We start from the raw sequence: 17,873 nt of genomic DNA, 5'->3' as shown, positions 1-17,873 counted from the left end.
CTTCCGGCCCTCTCCACGACGCGGTGAAAGGATGGGGGCGTGTCCGACAAGCCTGCAGCCGACCTCGCCGACCGTGCCCGCACCACCCGGGTCGTGGTGATCGGTGGGGGGATCGCAGGTCTGGTCGCCGCGTGGGAGTGCGCTCGCATCGGCATGCCCGTCACGCTCATCGAACAGCAGCCGCGGCTCGGCGGCCGGATCGAGACGGACGAGCTGGACGGCCTCACCGTCGATCTGGCTCCCGAAGCCTTCTCGCTCTCGGCGCCCGCGCTCGCCGGGCTCCTCGATGAGCTGGGACTGCGCGCCGAGGTCGAACCGGCGCGCGATGGCTCGGTGGGTGTGGCGCTGGCCACTCCCGGCGGCCCCCGCGTGGTCACGCTGCCACCGAACCGCGCCGGGATCCCGGCCAACGTCTGGGCCGAGCCCGTGCGCCGGCTCATCGGCGGGCGCGGAGTCTGGCGCGCCTACCTCGATCGCCTGCGGCCGCCGCTGACCATCGGTCGCGAGCGGAGCCTGGGCGCGCTCGTGCGCTCGCGCATGGGAGCGCACGTCCGCGACCGGCTGGTCGCTCCGCTCACGCTGGGCACGTGGGCTGTCGACCCCGACAGGATCGATGTGGACCTGGCCGTCCCCGGCCTGAGCGCCGCGTTGACCCGCGCGGGATCGCTCGCCGGTGCCGTCGGCCAACTGCTGCCGGACGACGATGCCGAGGCGAGACGCCCGCGGCGAGCACGGCTCCGCGGGGGGCTCACGCAGCTCGTCACCGCCCTCACCGAGCGGCTGCTGCTGCTTGACGCCGACCTGCGCGTGAACGTCCGGGCGGACAGCCTGACGCAGACGCCGGACGGCTGGCTCGTCCATCTCGCCCCCGCCGACCCCGCTGAGCCAACAGGCCCGGCTGAGCCGACCGACCCGGCTGCCGCGGGAGAACCCGCCCCGCCGCTGCCCGCGGACATCGTGGTGCTGGCCGCCGGCGCGGCGACCTCCGCCGCGCTCGTGCGCGATCACGGCATCGCCCTCGAGGCTGCGCCCCTGCCCGTGCGCGACGTCGTGACCCTCGTGATGGATGCCGGGACCGCCGCCTTCGACGCTCCCGCGACGATCTATCCCGTGCCGGGAGCGATGGCGGCGGCATCCGTCATCGACGTCGGCTCCGCGTGGGCGGGCGTGCGTGCCGACGCCGGGCCCGGTCGGCGGGTGCTTCGGCTGACCTTCGATGCGGCACCGGCGGACGATGCCACGGACCTCATCGCACGCGCTGCCGCCGACGCTGCGCAGTTGTGGCCCGGAATCGGAGGCGTTCGCGCGGCCGCGCAACGGCGTGCGACGCTCGCACCGCCGGCATCCGTCCTCGGTCACGCCCAGCGCACCGCCGCGACCCGTGCGGCGATCGGTCGCCGGCACGCTCTCATCGCGGTCGGCGAGGACCTCGCCGGCGGGGGCGTATCCGCCATCGTCGCCGACACCCTCGCCGAGGTGGAACGCGTCCGTCACGAGGTGCTGTGGGGCTCCTCCTAGCACACGGCCCTCTTCAGGGACAGCCCCGTGACCGGAGGATGCCGGAATCGGAATATTGCGACTACCCTGGAGTCACGAAGCACTCCCAGCACGGACGTGAGGAGACGCCATGAAGGGCAAGATCGGAATCGTCGTGGGACTCGCCGCGGGTTACGTGCTCGGGTCGCGCGCCGGCCGCGAGCGCTACGAGCAGATCAAGGCGGGATACCTCAAGATCTGGAACACCGCCCCGGTGCAGAAGCAGGTCGCCGCCGTCAAGGACCTCGGCAAGAGCGCCGCCCTCGCTCTGCCGAGCGCCCTGTGGGACGGAGCGGTCAAGGTCACCCGTGCGGCGAGCCGCAACGGCACGCCGGGGCAGAAGCTCGACTCCGCGATCCGCGCGGGCCGGGCCTCGGCCGACGAGGTCACCCGCGGAGCGGAGAAGACGGCCGCAGAAGTGAAGAAGGCCGCCGACAAGGCCGTCGCGGACGCGAAGGCCGCGGCCAAGAAAGCAGCGGACGACTGACATGGCGACGCCTCGGGGATTCCGCGACCGCGCCGATGACAGCCTGCTGACTCTCGTCGGCGAGGTGCCGGAGCTCGTCCGCAACCTGGTGGTCGCCGAGATCGACTCGGCCAAGACGTGGGCCAAGAAGGCGGGCAAGGATGCCGGCATGGGCGGTGTCTGGTTCATCGTCGCTCTGTTCTTCCTCTTCTGGTCGCTGCCGGCGTTGGCCGCTTTCGCCATCATCGGCCTGTCGTCGTGGATGCCGGCGTGGCTCGCCAGCCTCATCGTCGTCGTCATCGCGCTCGTCGGAGCCGCCGTGTTCGCGTGGCTGGGGCTCCTGCGTTTCAAGCACCTGAGTCGTTCGACCAACCCCGTCGACGCCGTGAAGGTCGACGCGCGCATCGTGAAGGACGTGGCCGATGAGTTCTGACCAGCTGATTCCGCGCACCGCCGTCGCCCTCGGCATCACCGATCCGGTGGAGAGCGCCCGTGCGGAGCTGAAGGCCGCCCTGGCGGCGATCGAAGTCAAGGCGAACGTGCCCAAGCGGGTCGCGCAGGCCACCGATCGCGGGGTCGCCGACGCGCGTCGCTTCGCGCGGCGCAATCCTACGCAGGCCTCGCTCGCCGTGCTCGGTGCGGCTGCCCTCGTGGGACTGGCCGTCTGGGGAATCGTCCGCGCCTACACGCGCTGAGTGCCCCGTGGGGCGCGCCCGCGCGCGTTCTGACCCGCGCCGCGGGCGCTGTCAACCCCGTGTTCGAGCTATGCGTCGCCCGGGGTATGCTCGTGTCTCAGGCAGCGGCAATGGTGCGCAAGCTGCCGGCAACGACGACCCGAGCCGCGCAGCCATCGCGTTCGTGCGTGCACGAGCGCCGTTGCCGGATGCGCGAAACCGTGCGTCCCGACTGAGCATCACGAAAGTCGAGCATGATTCCTGATCCGCACGCCGCCAAGCCCCTCAAGGGGTGGCGTGTGCTCGTTCCGCGCGGGGGACCCTGGGGCGACTCCGTGGCGGCGACGCTGCGGGCGCAGGGTGCTGTGCCGGTCATCGCTCCCCTCATCAACTTCGCGCCCTCGACCGATCAGGCAACGCTCGAGCAGGCGCTCGCCGATCTCGCCGCCGGCGCCTTCGACTGGGTGACCCTCACCAGCGCCACCACGGTCGACGTCCTCTACGCCTACCGCGCCGTCATCCCCGCTTCCACTCGCGTCGCCGCGGTGGGCGAGACGACGGCCGCGGCGCTCGCCGCGGTCGGCTATCGCGTCGACCTCGTCCCCGACGAGGACAACTCGGCGGCCGGGATGGCCTCGCAGCTGATCGAGCTCGAGCCCGCGCCGCGGCGCATCCTGACGCTGCGCAGCGAGATCGCCAAGCCGGTGCTCACGCGCCGCCTCACCGAGGCGGGGCACGACGTGCGCAGCGTGGTCGCCTACCGCACGGTGGGTGTGCCGGTCACCGAGCGGATCGCCCACGACGTCGCGAGCGGCCGTATCAACGCGATCCTCGTCACCAGCGGCTCGGTCGCCGAACAGGTACGGCTGCAGTTCCCGGAGATCCCCGACGCCACCGTGATCGCCGCCATCGGACCGCGCACCGCGAAGGACGCCCGCAAGGTGGGTCTCGGTGTGAGCGCGGTGGCGCGGGAGCAGACCGTCGAGGGGCTCATCACCGCGGTGTCGAACTTCCCCCTGCCGCACGCCAAGGACGAGTTCCACCTCTGACGCCCGCTTGGCGCGCGGACCTCAGCCGAGGATCTGCGCGAGGAAGCGCGCCTGCTCCTCCCATTGGAAGGCCTGACCGCCTTCGTGCTCGTTGAAGTCGTAGACGCGGATCTGCTTGTCACCGCGGTCGATGTGGTTGTAGGCGGCGTAGACGGTCGAGGGAGGGCACACCGGGTCGAGCAGGCCGACGGAGAACAGTGCGGGCGCACTCAGGCGGCGAGCGAAGTTGACGCCATCGAAGTACGAGAGCGTGTCGAGCACGCGCTGCGTGGCGCCCCGGTGCACCGACAGGTAGCGCACCACCTCGTGGTACGGCTCGCGGTCGGTCATCCCGATCGCTCGCTCGAAATGGCAGAGGAACGGCACGTCGGGCATGACCGCGACGAGGTCCTCGCTCAGCGCTGCCGCGGCCAACGTGATGCCGCCGCCCTGGCTGCCGCCGGTGACGGCGATGCGCGCCGCATCCACCCGGGGAAGGGTGCGGGCGGCGTCGATGAGGCGCACCGCATCGGTGAACACGCGGCGGTAGTAGTAGTCCTCGGGCGATTCGATGCCGCGGGTCATGTAACCGTTGGTCGAGGGTCCCGTGCCGTGCGGATCCGGTGTCGCGCCCGGAGCGCCCCAGGTGGATCCCTGCCCACGCGTGTCCATGAACAGATGCGCGTAGCCGGCCGAGGCCCAGCCGAGCCGCTCGGTCGGAAGCCCGCGACCTCCGCCGTACCCGTTGAACTCGATGACCGTCGGCAGTGCCGCGGCGTCGTCGGAGTATCGGGGCGTGTGCAGCCACGCCTTCACGGGTTCGCCGGCGAACCCCGGGAACGTCACGTCGAACACGTCGATGGTGCTCAGCACGGTCTCCACCGGCTCGACGACGATCTCACCGCCGACGGCGCGCGACTGCGCGATCGTCCGCGCCCAGAACTCGTCGAAGTCGGCCGGCTCGCGCACCGCGGGACGGAACGCTTCGAGGGCGGGGAGGTCGAGATCGAATCGTGGCATCGGGGACTCCGTGTCGGGTGACGCCGGCGCATCGCGGCCGACGTTCCACGATATCGCCCGCGCCGAGACCGGATCGTTGCGGGGCTGTGAGCATCCGCACATGGTCGCGCTGGCAGACTGAAGTCATGGTGACCCTGCTGCTCGATTCGACGCAGCTCGAGGTCGTGCTGTCGGGCGTCGAACGCGCCCTGTCGCGGCGATCGGAGAGCGTGCGCGTCGACAGGTCTCACATCCTCCGGGTGCAGCTGACCGACGACGCCTGGACCTGGCTGCGCGGAGTGCCCAGCCCCGGCACGCAGGTGCGCGGCACCGTCGCGATGGGAACCTGGCGTTCCGCGAGCGGCAACGACTTCGTGCTGGTGCGCCGACGTCGCCCGGCGGTGGTCGTCGATCTCTCCGAGGATGCCGAGTTCGAGCGTCTCGTGCTGACGACTCGTCACGGCGTCGCCCTCGTCCAGGCGTTGCGGCTCGACGGCGACGACGCGTCGGACGTCGTCGAACTCGCCGACTCCTGACGGCCGATCAGGCCACGTCGCGGCGCCAGCTCGTCAGGTAGCCGAGACCGAGGAACACGGCGGCGTACGCCAGCAGCACCACGCCGCCGCCCCACCATGCGAGGGGTGCGGCCCCGCCTGCCCCCATCGTCGCGTAGATGCTGGAGCCGACGAGGGCGTCCGATGCCGCGCCGGGCAGGTAGGCGGTCACCCCCGACACGCCGTCGACCAGCGTCGCCACGGTGCGCGCGATGGGCTCGAGAAACTGTGTGAACGCCAGCACGCCGACGACGGCGGCGACCTGATTGCGCACCAGCGTGCCCACGCCGACGCCGATCAGCGTCCACAGGACGAAGCTCGCCACGATGCGCCCGATCATCGCCCAGGTGTCGGTCTCGCCCAGCCGCGTGTCGATTCCGAACGCCGCGAGCGCCGCCGCTCCGATCCCGACCGCCGCGACGAGCGCGACGGCGGCGTACAGCACGCCCATGACGACTGCGGCGGCCAGCTTGCCGCCGAGGGCGATCCCGCGTCGCGGCGTGGCCAGGAACGTCGGCGTCAGCGTCTTGTGCCGGAACTCGTTCGTCACGAGCAGCGTGCCGATGAGCAGGGGGAAGACGTAGCCGACCGAGGTGGCGACGCTGTAGATGAGCGGAGGAAGGCTCGTCGGCGACACCCGGGCACCGCTCGTCGTGCCGCCGGGCAGCGTGCCGCTTGCGACCGCGCCGAACACGGCGGACAGGCCGCCGGCGGTCACGCCGACATAGGCGAGCAGCACGACGGCGAGAACCCACCACATCGCCGTGGTGAACTGCTTCGTGAGTTCCGAACGGGACGCGTTGACGAGGCTCATCGCGGGTCTCCTTCCTCGGCGGCGACCGTGTCGCTGGGGTCGTCCTCGACCGCGTGGATGTACTCGGCGTCCTCGACGCCCGGCTCCGCGTCCTCCGGCGCGGCCGCGGCTGGAACGGCAGCGGCCGTGAGCGGCGGCGTGAGCGGGTCCGGAGCGGATGCCGCCGGAGCCGCCGGCGTCGGCGCCTGCACCCGTGTGCCGTTCACCAGTTCGAGGAACACCTCCTCCAGCACCGGACCGCGCCGCTGCAGGTGCGACAGGGCGACTCCGGCCGCCGCAGCGATGGCACCGAGATGGGCCGGCTCGGCGCCGCGCACGGTGAAGCCGGAGCGCAGGGGCGTGTACGCGATGCCCGCGGCATCCAGAGCATTCGCCAGCGCCGTGCGGTCGGGGGCATCGATGACCGTCGCCACGTCGTCCGCGCCGACCAGGTCGCCGATATCGCCCTCGAACACGAGCCGGCCGCGGGAGATGACCAGCAGCGCCGACACCGTCTGCTGCACCTCGGCGAGCATGTGCGAGGACACCAGCACCGTTCGTCCCTCGCTGGCCAGCTGGCCGAGGAAGCCGCGCAGCCACTTGATCCCCTCGGGGTCCAGACCGTTCGCGGGCTCGTCGAGCACCAGCACGCCGGGGTCTCCGAGCAGCGTGTAGGCCAGGCTGAGGCGCTGTCGCATGCCGAGCGAGAAACCGCCCACCTTGCGACCGGCGGCGTCGGCGAGCCCCACGAGGCCCAGGACCTCGTCCACTCGTCCGCGCGGGAGCCCGGCGGCCTGCACGGCGACGGTGAGGTGGCCGGCGGCGGTGCGCCCGGGATGGAAGCTGGAGGCCTCGAGTGCGGCGCCGACGGTCTGCAGCGGATGGCGCAGCTCCGAGTACCGCCGGCCGCCGATGGTGGCGCTGCCGGAGGTGGCGCGCACGAGCGCGAGCAGGATGCGCAACGACGTGGTCTTGCCCGCGCCGTTGGGGCCGAGGAAGCCGGTGACCCGTCCGGGCTCGACGCGGGCGGTGAAGTCGTCGACGGCGCGGACCGCACCGAATGTCTTCGTGACCCCACGGAACTCGAGGAGGTGTCCTTCGGGCATCGTCATCCTCTCGTCATCGCCGACCATCGTCGGCCGTTGCCTCCATCCTGCCCGATCGGCCCGCGCCGGCCGGGTGCCCGCGCGGGAGGCGCCGAGACCGACGGCGCGGGTAACGTTGCGAGCGTGAGCGATGCCGCCGAACCCACCGTGCTGGTCCGCACCGTCCGGGGAGTGGGCCACCTGACCCTCAACCGTCCGCGCGCCATCAACGCGCTCGACCTGGACATGATCCAGACGATCTCCGCCGCCCTGGACCGCTGGGAGCACGACGCCGACATCGAGGTGGTGCTGCTGGACGGTGCGGGCGAGCGGGGCCTGTGCGCCGGGGGAGACGTGCGGGGCCTTCGCGAGTGGATCGTCGCCGGCCGGGTCGACGAGACCGCGCACTTCTTCCGCGCCGAGTACGCCCTGAATCTGCGTATCGCCACGTATCCGAAGCCGATCGTCGTCGTCGCCGACGGTGTGACGATGGGTGGTGGCATCGGGCTGGCCGGCCACGCGGCGGTCCGTGTCGTCACGGAACGCTCGCGCCTGGCCATGCCCGAGACACGGATCGGTTTCACGCCGGATGTGGGTGGCTCGTGGCTGCTGGCGCATGCGCCCGGACGGCTCGGCGAGTACCTCGCGCTGACCGGCGAGGCGATGGATGCCGCGGACGCCCTCGCTGCCGGCTTCGCCGATGCGCTGGTGCCGAGCGAGCGGATCGGAGACCTCCGCGGCGCGCTCGCCGATCGTGCCGATCCGGCGACCCCGGCCGAGATCGTGCTGCTGTTCGACGAGACGCCGGGGCCGTCGCGGCTCGTCGCGGCCCGTTCGTGGATCGACGATGCCTTCGCCGCCGACACCGTCGCCGAGATCATCGCGCGGCTGCGTGAGCGGCCCGAGCCGGATGCCGTCGCCACCGCCGAGACGCTCGCGGCGCTCGCGCCCACCGCGTTGACCGTCACGCTGGCCGCCGTCCGTGCCGCCCGGCGGTTGCCGGATCTTCGCGCCGCGCTCGCGCAGGAGTACGGGCTCGTGCTGTGGTTCGCCCAGACCCAGCCCGACCTGCCCGAGGGCATTCGCGCGCAGCTGGTCGACAAGGACCGCGACCCGCACTGGCATCCGGCCGCGTTCGACGACCTCGAGGACGGGCTGGCAGAGCGGGCGCTCGCGTGGGAGCCGCCGCTGGCGCTGTGGGAACCGTGATGAGCCGGACCCGATCTTCGCGCAGATGGTCGATCGGCGTCGCGATCGACCAGTTCTTCTTCGTCTTCGCGGGGCTGGCGGCCATCTGGCTCGCCTATCTGGGCTTCACCGAGAGCTTCGCGGTCGGATGGTGGGGCATTCTCGGCTTCCTGCTGTTCTGGTTGCTGCTGGCCTACCTCGTCCTGCCCCGACTGCATCGGATCCTCACGACGATCTACGTGCCCGACTACTTCATCGGACGTGCGCGCACGAGTGACGGCCTTCTCGGCGATCCGGTCAACCTCGCCTTTCTGGGAGAGGGCGCGCAGATCGAGCGAGCGATGCGGGCATCGGGGTGGACGAAGGCAGATCCCGTCACCTTCGCGTCGTCGAGGCGCATCGTGACCTCGACCCTGCGCCGCCGCAGCTACCACGAGGCTCCGGTGAGCCCCCTGTTCCTCTTCGGTCGCCAACAGGACTTCGCCTACCAGCAGGAGGTCGACGGCAATCCGGCTCAGCGCCACCACGTGCGCTTCTGGAAGTGCCCGGACGGCTGGCTGCTGCCCGGAGGCCGGCGCGTCGACTGGTTGGCTGCGGGCACGTTCGACACCTCGGTGGGCCTGTCGCTGTTCACCCTGCAGGTCACCCACCGCATCGACGCCGACACCGACGTCGAGCGCGATCACATCGTCGCGACCCTCCGCGCCGGAGAGCCAGCCGTGCTCGTGGACGTGATCGCGGACTTCTCCACCGGGTACCACGCCCGCAACGGCGGCGGCGACAGCATCCGCACCGACGGTGACCTGCCGGTGGTCGACGTGCGTGCGGTGGTCGTCGCGGAGGAGGCGGGCGCATGAACGAGCACCGTCCGATGCGGCCGGAGCGCCGACCGTCCTACGAGCCGGTGACCCGACTGCTGCAGCCGGTCGCCCGCGACCCGAAGATGCCGCGTCCGTCGACGACGGTGGCGGGTGCGGCGCTGGTGCTGCTGAGCGCCGTCGTCGGGATCGCCTCGATGGTCGAGCTGGGGCTGAACTGGCACAGCTACGCCAGCCAGCTCGTCCTGGACCTCGACGGCGTCGACGTCACGCCGGATCTGGCGGACGCCTCCCTCGCCGTTCTGCTGGCCGTCGTCGGCGTCGGGGTCGCGATCCAGCTCGTGTGCGCGATCCTGCTCTTCCTCGGCAGCAATCTCGCGCGCGTCGTCGTGATGAGCGTCGCGACCCTGTCGATCGCCACCACTTTCGCGAGCTGGTGGGCGCGGGATCAGGAGATCACCCTGTTCACCACCCTGCCCACGCTGGCGCTCGACATCCTCGTGCTGCTCGCCCTGTCCAGCCGCAGCGCCGCCGCCTACGCCCGCCGCAACGAGAAGCGCTGAGAGGTCCCGTGTTCGACAGTCCGCTCTCCGCGTCCGCCTACGAGGTGCTCGGCGTCGCCCCGGATGCCGCGGAGGAGGACCTCCGCAAGGCGTATCGACTGCGGCTGCGTCAGTCGCATCCCGACACCGGGGGCGACGCCGCCCGCTTCGTCCAGGTCCAGCGCGCGTGGGAGCTCGTCGGCACGCCGGATGCCCGGAGCGCCTACGATCGCGGTCACGGTTTCGGCGCCTCGGCGCCGGCATACGGTCCGGACGGCGCCGACGGTGACGGCAGCGGCGCCGGCACGAGCTGGCGTCCGCCGTCGCGACCGGCCGACACGCGCCCGCGGGCGCGTTCGTTCGGTCAGCCCGGGGGCTGGCGCCGCGAGCGCTACCTCGATCTCATCCGCGAGTGGGCGGGGCGCGGCACCGAGCTGCCCGACCCCTACGACCCGGCGCTGGTGCGCGCGGCCCCGCGCGAGCTGAAGCGGATGCTCGCGGATGCCCTCGCCGAAGAGGCCAGCGCGCGTGTCATCGGCGACCTGGGAATGGGGTACACGGTGTGGCACGACGTCGCCGTCGACCCGCGTGATCCGTCGCTGAAGGTCGATCACATCGTGCTGGGACCCAGCGGCCTCTACGCTCTGCTCAGCGAGGATCTCGGTGGTCCGGTGCGGCTGCGCCGCGGTGAGCTGATCGGTGACGGTGTCGAGGGTTCTCCGATCGCCGACCTGGTCGCGGGGGCGCGCGTGCTGGCGCGCGCAGCGCGCGTCCGTTTCAGCGGCGCGATCGTGGTGCTGCCCGACGACGACGTCGTCAGCGCGATCGAGGAGATCGGCAAGGTGCGCTCGCTGCCGGTCGCGGTCGTCGCCCGTTCGGCGTTGGCGACAGTGCTCCGGCGGGGCCTGACCGGGGCCCGCGACATCGGCGGCAACGAGCTGTTCGATGTGCGCACACGCCTGCAGCAGACCGTGCGCTTCGTGTGATCCGCTGAGCGGCGCGCGGGCGCCGTCTAGGGTGAGGACATGGACCCCGCCGGCTGGACCTTCGTGATCCTCGGGCTCGCCGTCGTCGCCTTCGTCAGCGGACGGGTGCCGCTGGCCCTCGTCTCGGTCGGGGTCGCCCTCGCGCTCTGGGCGACCGGCGTGCTCACGCTGGGCGAGGCCTTCGCCGGATTCGGCGATCCGACGGTGCTGTTCATCGCCTCCCTGTTCGTGGTCAGTGAGGCGCTGGATGCCACCGGCGTCACGGCATGGCTGGGCCACCAGGTCGTCACCCGCGCGGGCACGGGCAGAGCGCGCCTCACCGTGATCATCGGTCTGCTGGCCGCCGTGCTCACGGCCTTCATCTCGATCAACGGCGCGGTGGCCGCGCTGCTGCCGGTCGTCGTCGTGGTGGCGGTCCGCGCCGGCATCCTCCCCTCGAAGCTCCTCCTCCCGCTCGCCTTCGCCGCGAGCGCCGGGTCGCTGCTGACCCTCACCGGGACCCCGGTCAACATCGTCGTCAGCGAGGCTGCGGTCGCCGCCGGAGGCCGGGAGTTCGGCTTCTTCGAGTTCGCTCTCGCCGGCATCCCCCTCGTGCTGCTGACCGTCGCGATCGTCGCGCTCGGCGGCGGACGCCTGCTCGCGGCCCGCACCGCGGAGCGGCTGGCCGACCTCGCCCCCGATCCGCGTGAGCACGCCCAGACCCTCCGCGACAGCTACGACGTCGACCTCGACACCGTGCGCCTGTTCAGCGTGCGGGAGGGTGTCGCCGAGGTGCTCGTCGCGCCGCGCTCGCGGCTCATCGGCCGCACCGTGTCGGTGGGAATGACGACACGCGACGAGAACCTGGTGATCCTGGCGGTGCGCCGCGGAGACGACGACGGACCGAACGCGTCGCGGGAGACCGGCGTCGCCGGCGCTCTCGTGCTGCAGGCGGGCGACGCGGTGCTCGTCCAGGGACCGTGGGCGGCACTGACGCGCTACGCGCAGTCGCCGGACGTCATCGCGGTCACGCCGCCGCAGACGCTGCAGCGCGCGGTGCCCTGGGGGCGCGGGGCCAAGCGCGCGATCGGCATCCTCGCGGTCATGGTCGTGCTCCTGGCGACCGGTCTGGTCCCGGCCCCGGTGGCGGGACTGCTGGCCGCCGGCGCTCTCGTGCTCACCGGTGTGCTGACCGTCCCGCAGACCTATCGGTCCATCTCGTGGACGACGGTCATCCTCATCGCCGGCATGATCCCCCTGTCCTCCGCCTTCGTGTCCACGGGCGCCGCCGACGTCGTCGCCGCCGCCGTGCTGCGCGTCATCGGTTCCGGCTCACCGCAGGTGGCGCTGCTCGTGCTGTGCCTGCTGACCATGGTGCTCGGACAGTTCATCTCGAACGTCGCCACGGTCCTGGTGGTGATCCCGATCGCCGTCGCGATCTCGCAGACGCTCGGCGTCAGCGTGCAGCCGTTCATGATGGCGCTGACGGTCGCCGGTGCGGCGGCCTTCCTCACCCCCGTCGCGACGCCCGTCAATCTCATGGTGATGCAGCCCGGCGGCTATCGGTTCGGCGACTACGGCAAGCTGGGGCTGCCCCTGATGGTCGTGTATCTCGCCGTCGCCGTGCTCTACGTCCCGCTGATCTGGCCGTTCTGAGGGGCTCAGCCGGCGAGACCCCACAGCTGCAGGGGATGGGTGAGCCGCCACCACGCGTCGGGGTCGGGGATGTCCGCGGTCAGATGGACGCCCACGGTGACCGCATCCAGAGGTCCGCGCACGAGGACCTGGCCGACGGGGGCGTTCGCCGTTCGGGCGCTCCCGAGGTCGAGGGTGGTCGTCGCCGTCGCGGCGGCACCGTTCCAGAGGATCACGGCCGCGTCGGCATCCGTCACGATGTTCGCCGTCGCGCCCCATGCCGTGCTGACGACGCCGGCGAGGGTGCCGGCCGGCATGGTCTTGGGCGTCGAGACCTCCGCCGCGACCTCCGTCAGCAGGCGCGCCGTCGCCTGGTCCCGCGCCTCGCCGGTGGGCTGACCGAGCGCCGTGGCGTAGACCCGCACCGTCGTGGTGCCGACCGTGATGTCCTTCGCGGCGAGGAGGTTGTAGGAGTCGGCGAGACTGCCCGTCTTGAGCCCGACCACGCCGGGGTCGCTGAGCAGGTCGTTCGTGTTGGTCACCTCGCCCGCGCCGGGCAGCTCGACCGTGCGGGTGCGGGCGATCTCCGCGACCACCGGGTGGGCGAGGGCGAGCTGCGCCAGGGTGACCAGGGCGGCCGGCTCGGCGGTGTTGGCGGGGTCGATTCCCGTCGGCTCCGACAGCGTGATGGCCCCGAGGCCGTGCCGGTCCAGCCATGCTCGCGCGGCCCGGGCGAAGACCTCGTCGGTCGGCCAGAGGGTGCTGGCGAGTCGATTCGTGTAGTTGCCGGCCGAGCCCACGAGGATGCCCTGCAGCATCTGGTACTCGGTGAGCGAACCGCCGACCGGGACGTCGAGGGCCGACTCGTCTTCGGACAGGTAATCCCAGTAGGTGTCGCGGTCGCGTGAGGTGAAGGTGAACTCCGGGCCGCTCTGCCCGACCGCGAGCGGCATCTCGTCGAGGATCATGAGTACCGTGACCACTTTCGAGATGCTCGCCATCGAGACGGGAGCCGGCGAGGATGCCGCGACGGCATCGATGCCCGCCACGCCCGCCGCACCGGCCCCCGCGGCGGGCCAGGTCACCGCCGACGCCGTCGCGACGGGCCCGTCGGGCGTGATCTCCCGCACGGTCGGCGCGACGGCCCACAGCGGCCACAGCAGCGTCGCGGCCACGTAGACGCCGCAGACGCCGACGGTGGTGAGCACCGGCATGACCACGCCGGCGCGCAGCGGTGACCGGCGCGGTCGCCTGGCCAGCAGATCGGGCGCGCCGGCGGACGACGACGGGGTGTCCGCCGCGCCGGTGACGGTCTCCTCGTCGACCCATCCCAGCGCCTGACGTCCCTCGCGGTTGCGGACGACGACGGGGTCGATCGGTGCGGTGGACGTGCGCGCCGCGCGGCGCGACGGCGGGGGCGCGTCGTCCGAGGTCACCCGCCCAACGTACCCGTTCGCCGCTATACTCGAGCGCACAACCACGGGAGTCCGGTGAGCCGGGCTGAGAGGAAGCGATCCACGCTTCGACCGTCGAACCTGATCCGGATCATGCCGGCGCAGGGAGGAGAGAATATGCACGCGTCTGCGTCCCCGTCCACCGCCACCTCGTCGGATGCCGCGGCATCCCGTTCCCGCATCGGTGTCGGCCGTCTGCGCTGGAGAGTCGTCGACATCGTCGTCGCCAGCGTCATCGGCGTCGCATCGGGCCTGATCTTCCTGCTCTGGAACATCGGCTACCTCGGCCCCAAGAGCCTGCTCGACCCGCTGCTGCCCGGCATGCAGGGCCTGCTGGACGGTCCGTGGTTGTTCGCCGGCGTGCTCGGAGCGCTCATCATCCGCAAGCCCGGAGCGGCGCTGTACACCGAGACGCTCGCCGCCGTCGTCTCCGCCCTCGTCGGCAACCAGTGGGGCGGCTTCCTCACTCTGGAAGCCGGGCTGGTCCAGGGGCTCGGAGCCGAGCTCGTCTTCCTGCTGTTCCTCTACCGGGCGTGGAAGCTGCCGGTCGCGATCCTCGCCGGAGCCGGCGCGGCGATCGCGGGGGGCATCAACAACCTGATCCTCTGGTACGCCGGGGCCGACGCCGCGTTCACCGTGATCTACATGATCTGCACCACCCTCTCGGGCGCCGTCATCGCCGGAGCCCTGTCGTGGGTGCTCGCCCGGGGCCTTGCCGCGACCGGCGCACTGGATCGTTTCGCCGTGGGGCGCGAACGCCGCGACCTCGTCTGACGTGGCGGTCGACCTCGGCGGATCGGTCGCGCCGGCAGCGGTCAGCGCCCACGGATGGGGCTGGCGACATGCGTCACGGCGGGCCTGGGCGGTGCGCGACGTCTCGTTGCGCATCGACCCGGGTGAGCGCGTGCTCCTGCTCGGCGCTTCCGGCGCGGGCAAGTCGACCCTGCTCCAGGGACTTGCCGGGGTGCTGGGCGGCGACGAAGAAGGAGAGTCGGCGGGAGCGCTGCTGATCGACGGGGCACCGGCCGCGGCGGCGCGCGGACGGGCGGGCCTCGTGCTGCAGGACCCGGACGCGCAGGTGATTCTGGCGCGGGTGGGCGACGACGTCGCCTTCGGATGCGAGAACCTGGGCGTGCCGCGCGAGGAGATCTGGCCGCGGGTGCACGCCGCACTGGATGCCGTGCGGCTGGACGTCGGCATCGACCGGCCCACGCACGCGCTGTCGGGCGGGCAGAAGCAGCGGCTCGCCCTCGCCGGCGCGCTGGCCATGCGCCCGGGGCTGCTGCTGCTGGACGAGCCGACCGCCAACCTCGACCCGGTGGGCGTCGCCGACGTCCGCGACGCCGTGGGACGCATCCTCGACGCCACCGGGGCGACGCTCGTGGTCGTGGAGCATCGCGTCGACGTCTGGCTGCCCCTCGTGGACCGGGTGATCGTGCTCGGGGCCGACGGCCTTCTCGCCGACGGCCCCCCGCAGAGCGTGCTCGGCGCGCGGGCCGCGGAACTCGCCGATGCGGGCGTCTGGGTTCCCGGCATCCCTCCGGCCGTGCCGCCCCCGCCCGCTGCCGGCGCGGGCGAGGGGTTGCTGCGCGCGCGGGAGCTGGCCGTCGCGCGGGGGCGCGGCGCCCCGGTCGCGACCGGCATCGATCTCGAGCTCCGCGCCGGTGAGGTGCTCGCGATCACGGGACCCAACGGCGCCGGCAAATCGACCCTCGGGCTCACCCTCGCGGGACTGCTGCGCCCGGCATCCGGCGAGCTGTCGGCCTCCGCGCCGCTCGCCGCCGGCGCTGCGCCGACGCCGATCGCGTGGCGCTCACGTGAGCTTCTCACACGCATCGGCACCGTCTTCCAGGACCCGGAGCACCAGCTGCTCGCCCGGTCGGTGCGCGGCGAGCTCGAGGTCGGGCCGCGCGCGCTCGGGATGGACGCGGCCGCCTGTGCCGCCCGCGTCGACGAGCTCCTGGAACGCTTGCGGCTGACCGCGCTGGCCGCCGCCAACCCGTACACGCTGTCGGGAGGGGAGAAACGCCGACTCACCGTCGCCGCCGTCCTCGCCACCGCCCCGCGTGTGCTCGTGCTGGACGAGCCGACCTTCGGTCAGGACGCGCGCACGTGGGCGGAGCTGGTCGCGCTGCTCGCGCGCCTGCGCGACGACGGATCGGCGATCGTGGCGATCACCCACGACGACGCCGTCGTCGACGCGCTCCACGCCCGCCGTTTCGCCCTGGGTGCGGAGGCGGCGGCATGAGCCTGCTTGCCGCGAACACGCGCACCCGGCCCGGCATCGTCGCACAGCTCAACCCGGTCGCCAAGCTCGCCGCCAGCGCCGTGATCGCCCTGCCCCTGATCGTGACACTGGACTGGGTGTCGGCTGCGGTCGCGCTGGCGCTGGAGAGCGTCCTCTTCCTGTTCGCGGGGCTGCGCTGGCGCGAGTTCTGGATGCGGACGTGGCCGGTGTGGCTGGCCGCGCCCCTGACGGCCCTGACGATCGCGCTCTACGGCGCGGCGTCCGGGCAGGTCTACGTCGAGTGGTTCGTCGTGCGCATCAGCGAGGGCTCGCTCACGCTCGCCGTCGCGACCTTCTTCCGCGTGCTCGCCGTGGCTCTGCCCTCGGTCGTGCTGTTCGTCACCGTCGATCCCACCGATCTGGCCGACGGGCTCGCCCAGGTCTGGCACCTGCCCGCGCGCTTCGTGCTCGGCGCGCTGGCGGGACTGCGGATGGTCGGACTGTTCCTCGAGGACTGGAGGGCTCTCGAACTGGCCCGCCGGGCCCGCGGCATCGCCGATCAGGGTCGGATTCGACGCTTCGCCGGCATGGCGTTCGCCCTGCTCGTGCTCTCCATCCGGCGCGGCTCCAAGCTCGCCACCGCGATGGAGGCCCGCGGCTTCGGTGCTCCCGGTCGACGAACCTGGGCCCGCCTCTCCCGCTTCGGCCGGCGGGAGTGGATGCTCGTGGCGGTGGGCGTCGCGATCTCGGCGGTCTCCGTGTCGGTCGCCGTCGCCGCGGGCACGTGGAACTTCATCCTCGGCCCGCGTTGAGCGGCAGCTCCACGACGCGGCGGGCGAGCGCCTCCTCGACGACCAGTTCGGTGATCAGCCCCGCCGCCAGCGCGCCGCGCAGCGCAGCGATCTTGGACAGGCTCGACACGGCGCACAGGCGACGAGGGATACGGCGGATGACGTCGAAGGAAGGCCCGCTCGAGCGGTCGTTGAGCTCGATGCCGGAGGTCGAGCCGTCCAGTCGGTAGAACACGGTGGCGCAGTCGCCGACGACACCGTCGCGCAGCAGCATCCTCAGGTCCTCCCCGGTCAGATAGCCGCCGGCATAGACGTGCGAGGGAACGTCGGCCTGGGGGGAGCCCAGCCCGAACACGAACACCTGCACGCGCGCCTGCGCGTCCACCACGCGGCGGATGGAGCGCTCTCGCCACAACAGCTGCTTCGTGTGCGGGTCGTCGAACAGGGCGGGAACGGGAAACTGCTGGACGTCCGTGCCGAACGCCTGGCCGAAGCGCTCCAGAATGGCACCCGAATAGCTGATGCCGGAGGTCGACTCGTTCGCGGCGCCGTTCATCTGCACGATCTGCGATTCGTGCAACCGTTTGGTGGGCAGGTGGCGGGCGATCGCCGACACCGTCGCGCCCCAGGCGATGCCGATGCTCGCCTGCGGGTCGAGCGTGGTCGACAGGACGTGCGCCGCGGTGCGCGCGGTGCGCTCCAGACGCTCGGCGTCGGTCGAGCGCGGCGGCGTGCTGACGACATGCACGGAGATGCCGTAGCGCTCGGACAGCCGCCGGGCGACGACGCTCGTGGCCTCCTGCGGCGAATGGACCGTGATCTCCACCAGGCCGATCTCACGGGCGTGCGCGATCAGGCGCGAGACCGACGATCGCGACAGCTTCATCTCGGCGGCGATCTGCTCCATCGTCTGGTCCTGCACGTAGTACAGCTGTGCGGCGTGCAGCGCGTCCCGGGCTCGCGCCTCGGCGTCGGTTTCGATGCTCACGGGTCCTCCTGATCATGCACATTCGTGCAGAGTGCGGGCTACGATGCACGTATGTTCAGATCGTTTGCGCGTTCGTTCACCGACGTTTCAGTGTAGATCCGTTCCACCGTGAAAAACGCGCGGCGAGACA

At 72.0% G+C, this 17,873-nt stretch carries 19 protein-coding genes and 1 riboswitch; of the genes, 14 read left to right on the top strand and 5 right to left on the bottom strand.

From position 1 onward, the window contains the following. The first annotated feature begins 39 nt into the window (after nt 1-39). The 5 genes from AS96_RS03420 (at nt 40) to AS96_RS03400 (ending at nt 3,725) form a co-directional block, all read left to right on the top strand. Complete coding sequence (locus AS96_RS03420) at nt 40-1,518, top strand: protoporphyrinogen/coproporphyrinogen oxidase (protein ID WP_036285683.1); 1,479 nt, start codon at nt 40-42, stop codon at nt 1,516-1,518. A gap of 109 nt (nt 1,519-1,627) precedes the next feature. Beyond that, nucleotides 1,628-2,023 (top strand): hypothetical protein, encoded by a 396-nt coding sequence (locus AS96_RS03415; protein WP_036285681.1) that lies wholly within the window; start codon nt 1,628-1,630, stop codon nt 2,021-2,023. Nucleotide 2,024: 1 nt separating this feature from the next. Continuing rightward, nucleotides 2,025-2,435 (top strand): phage holin family protein, encoded by a 411-nt coding sequence (locus AS96_RS03410; RefSeq protein ID WP_005047881.1) that lies wholly within the window; start codon nt 2,025-2,027, stop codon nt 2,433-2,435. Further along, entirely contained in the window at nt 2,425-2,697 is a 273-nt protein-coding gene (locus tag AS96_RS03405) for a hypothetical protein (protein ID WP_005047879.1), read from the top strand. The genes AS96_RS03410 and AS96_RS03405 overlap by 11 nt, the downstream gene beginning before the upstream one ends. Nucleotides 2,698-2,930: 233 nt before the next feature. Then, the gene (locus tag AS96_RS03400; RefSeq protein ID WP_005047876.1) at nt 2,931-3,725 is read left to right on the top strand and encodes a uroporphyrinogen-III synthase; all 795 of its coding nucleotides are present in this window, start codon (nt 2,931-2,933) and stop codon (nt 3,723-3,725) included. 21 nt (nt 3,726-3,746) lie between these two features. On the opposite strand, the gene AS96_RS03395 is transcribed toward AS96_RS03400, so the two are convergent. Continuing rightward, entirely contained in the window at nt 3,747-4,724 is a 978-nt protein-coding gene (locus tag AS96_RS03395) for an acetylxylan esterase (protein ID WP_016464104.1), read from the bottom strand. Between the two features lie 125 nt (nt 4,725-4,849). Between AS96_RS03395 and AS96_RS03390 the strand changes: the two genes are divergently transcribed. Continuing rightward, nucleotides 4,850-5,239 carry a hypothetical protein gene (locus tag AS96_RS03390; RefSeq protein WP_005047872.1) on the top strand — a complete coding sequence of 130 codons (390 nt, stop codon included), beginning with the start codon at nt 4,850-4,852 and terminating at the stop codon, nt 5,237-5,239. Between the two features lie 7 nt (nt 5,240-5,246). On the opposite strand, the gene AS96_RS03385 is transcribed toward AS96_RS03390, so the two are convergent. Both AS96_RS03385 and AS96_RS03380 read right to left on the bottom strand, forming a co-directional pair. After that, nucleotides 5,247-6,071, bottom strand: coding sequence for an ABC transporter permease (locus AS96_RS03385; protein WP_036285679.1), 825 nt, complete (start codon nt 6,069-6,071; stop codon nt 5,247-5,249). After that, nucleotides 6,068-7,156: an ATP-binding cassette domain-containing protein gene (locus AS96_RS03380; RefSeq protein ID WP_036285744.1), complete on the bottom strand. Its 1,089-nt coding sequence runs from the start codon at nt 7,154-7,156 to the stop codon at nt 6,068-6,070. Before AS96_RS03380 ends, AS96_RS03385 begins: the two co-directional genes overlap by 4 nt. A 123-nt stretch (nt 7,157-7,279) precedes the next feature. Here AS96_RS03380 and AS96_RS03375 point away from each other — a divergent pair, with 123 nt between their 5' ends. Genes AS96_RS03375 through AS96_RS03355 form a run of 5 tightly spaced genes read left to right on the top strand, consistent with a single transcriptional unit; the run spans nt 7,280 to nt 12,304 of the window. After that, nucleotides 7,280-8,344 (top strand): enoyl-CoA hydratase/isomerase family protein, encoded by a 1,065-nt coding sequence (locus AS96_RS03375; RefSeq protein WP_036285677.1) that lies wholly within the window; start codon nt 7,280-7,282, stop codon nt 8,342-8,344. Then, the gene (locus AS96_RS03370) at nt 8,344-9,180 is read left to right on the top strand and encodes an LssY C-terminal domain-containing protein (protein ID WP_036285741.1); all 837 of its coding nucleotides are present in this window, start codon (nt 8,344-8,346) and stop codon (nt 9,178-9,180) included. The genes AS96_RS03375 and AS96_RS03370 overlap by 1 nt, the downstream gene beginning before the upstream one ends. Continuing rightward, nucleotides 9,177-9,704 carry a hypothetical protein gene (locus AS96_RS03365; protein WP_036285676.1) on the top strand — a complete coding sequence of 176 codons (528 nt, stop codon included), beginning with the start codon at nt 9,177-9,179 and terminating at the stop codon, nt 9,702-9,704. Before AS96_RS03370 ends, AS96_RS03365 begins: the two co-directional genes overlap by 4 nt. 8 nt (nt 9,705-9,712) lie before the next feature. Then, on the top strand, nt 9,713-10,669 hold the full coding sequence (locus AS96_RS03360) for a J domain-containing protein (protein WP_036285666.1): 957 nt from the start codon (nt 9,713-9,715) through the stop codon (nt 10,667-10,669). Nucleotides 10,670-10,708: 39 nt separating this feature from the next. Beyond that, nucleotides 10,709-12,304, top strand: coding sequence for an SLC13 family permease (locus tag AS96_RS03355; protein ID WP_036285663.1), 1,596 nt, complete (start codon nt 10,709-10,711; stop codon nt 12,302-12,304). 5 nt (nt 12,305-12,309) lie between these two features. Here AS96_RS03355 and AS96_RS03350 read toward each other — a convergent pair whose 3' ends face one another. Next, nucleotides 12,310-13,719, bottom strand: coding sequence for a D-alanyl-D-alanine carboxypeptidase (locus tag AS96_RS03350; RefSeq protein WP_231477085.1), 1,410 nt, complete (start codon nt 13,717-13,719; stop codon nt 12,310-12,312). 33 nt (nt 13,720-13,752) lie between these two features. Beyond that, a riboswitch (TPP riboswitch) is annotated at nt 13,753-13,862 on the top strand. On the opposite strand from AS96_RS03350, the gene AS96_RS03345 reads away from it, so the two are divergent. From AS96_RS03345 to AS96_RS03335, 3 genes are all read left to right on the top strand, one after another. Beyond that, nucleotides 13,855-14,511, top strand: a complete 657-nt coding sequence (locus tag AS96_RS03345; protein WP_005047853.1) for an ECF transporter S component — start codon at nt 13,855-13,857, stop codon at nt 14,509-14,511. It overlaps the preceding riboswitch by 8 nt. 1 nt (nt 14,512) lies before the next feature. After that, the gene (locus tag AS96_RS03340; protein ID WP_231477083.1) at nt 14,513-15,985 is read left to right on the top strand and encodes an ABC transporter ATP-binding protein; all 1,473 of its coding nucleotides are present in this window, start codon (nt 14,513-14,515) and stop codon (nt 15,983-15,985) included. Continuing rightward, the gene (locus AS96_RS03335; RefSeq protein WP_036285658.1) at nt 15,982-16,776 is read left to right on the top strand and encodes an energy-coupling factor transporter transmembrane component T family protein; all 795 of its coding nucleotides are present in this window, start codon (nt 15,982-15,984) and stop codon (nt 16,774-16,776) included. The genes AS96_RS03340 and AS96_RS03335 overlap by 4 nt, the downstream gene beginning before the upstream one ends. Here AS96_RS03335 and AS96_RS03330 read toward each other — a convergent pair. After that, nucleotides 16,757-17,743: a sugar-binding transcriptional regulator gene (locus tag AS96_RS03330; RefSeq protein ID WP_036285656.1), complete on the bottom strand. Its 987-nt coding sequence runs from the start codon at nt 17,741-17,743 to the stop codon at nt 16,757-16,759. The two genes, AS96_RS03335 and AS96_RS03330, sit on opposite strands and share 20 nt — an antisense overlap. Nucleotides 17,744-17,873: the final 130 nt, after the last annotated feature.

The sequence above is a fragment of the Microbacterium sp. MRS-1 genome (assembly GCF_000585455.1).
Classification (GTDB): Bacteria; Actinomycetota; Actinomycetes; order Actinomycetales; family Microbacteriaceae; genus Microbacterium; species Microbacterium laevaniformans.
This window is presented reverse-complemented; position numbering and strand designations above follow the sequence as displayed.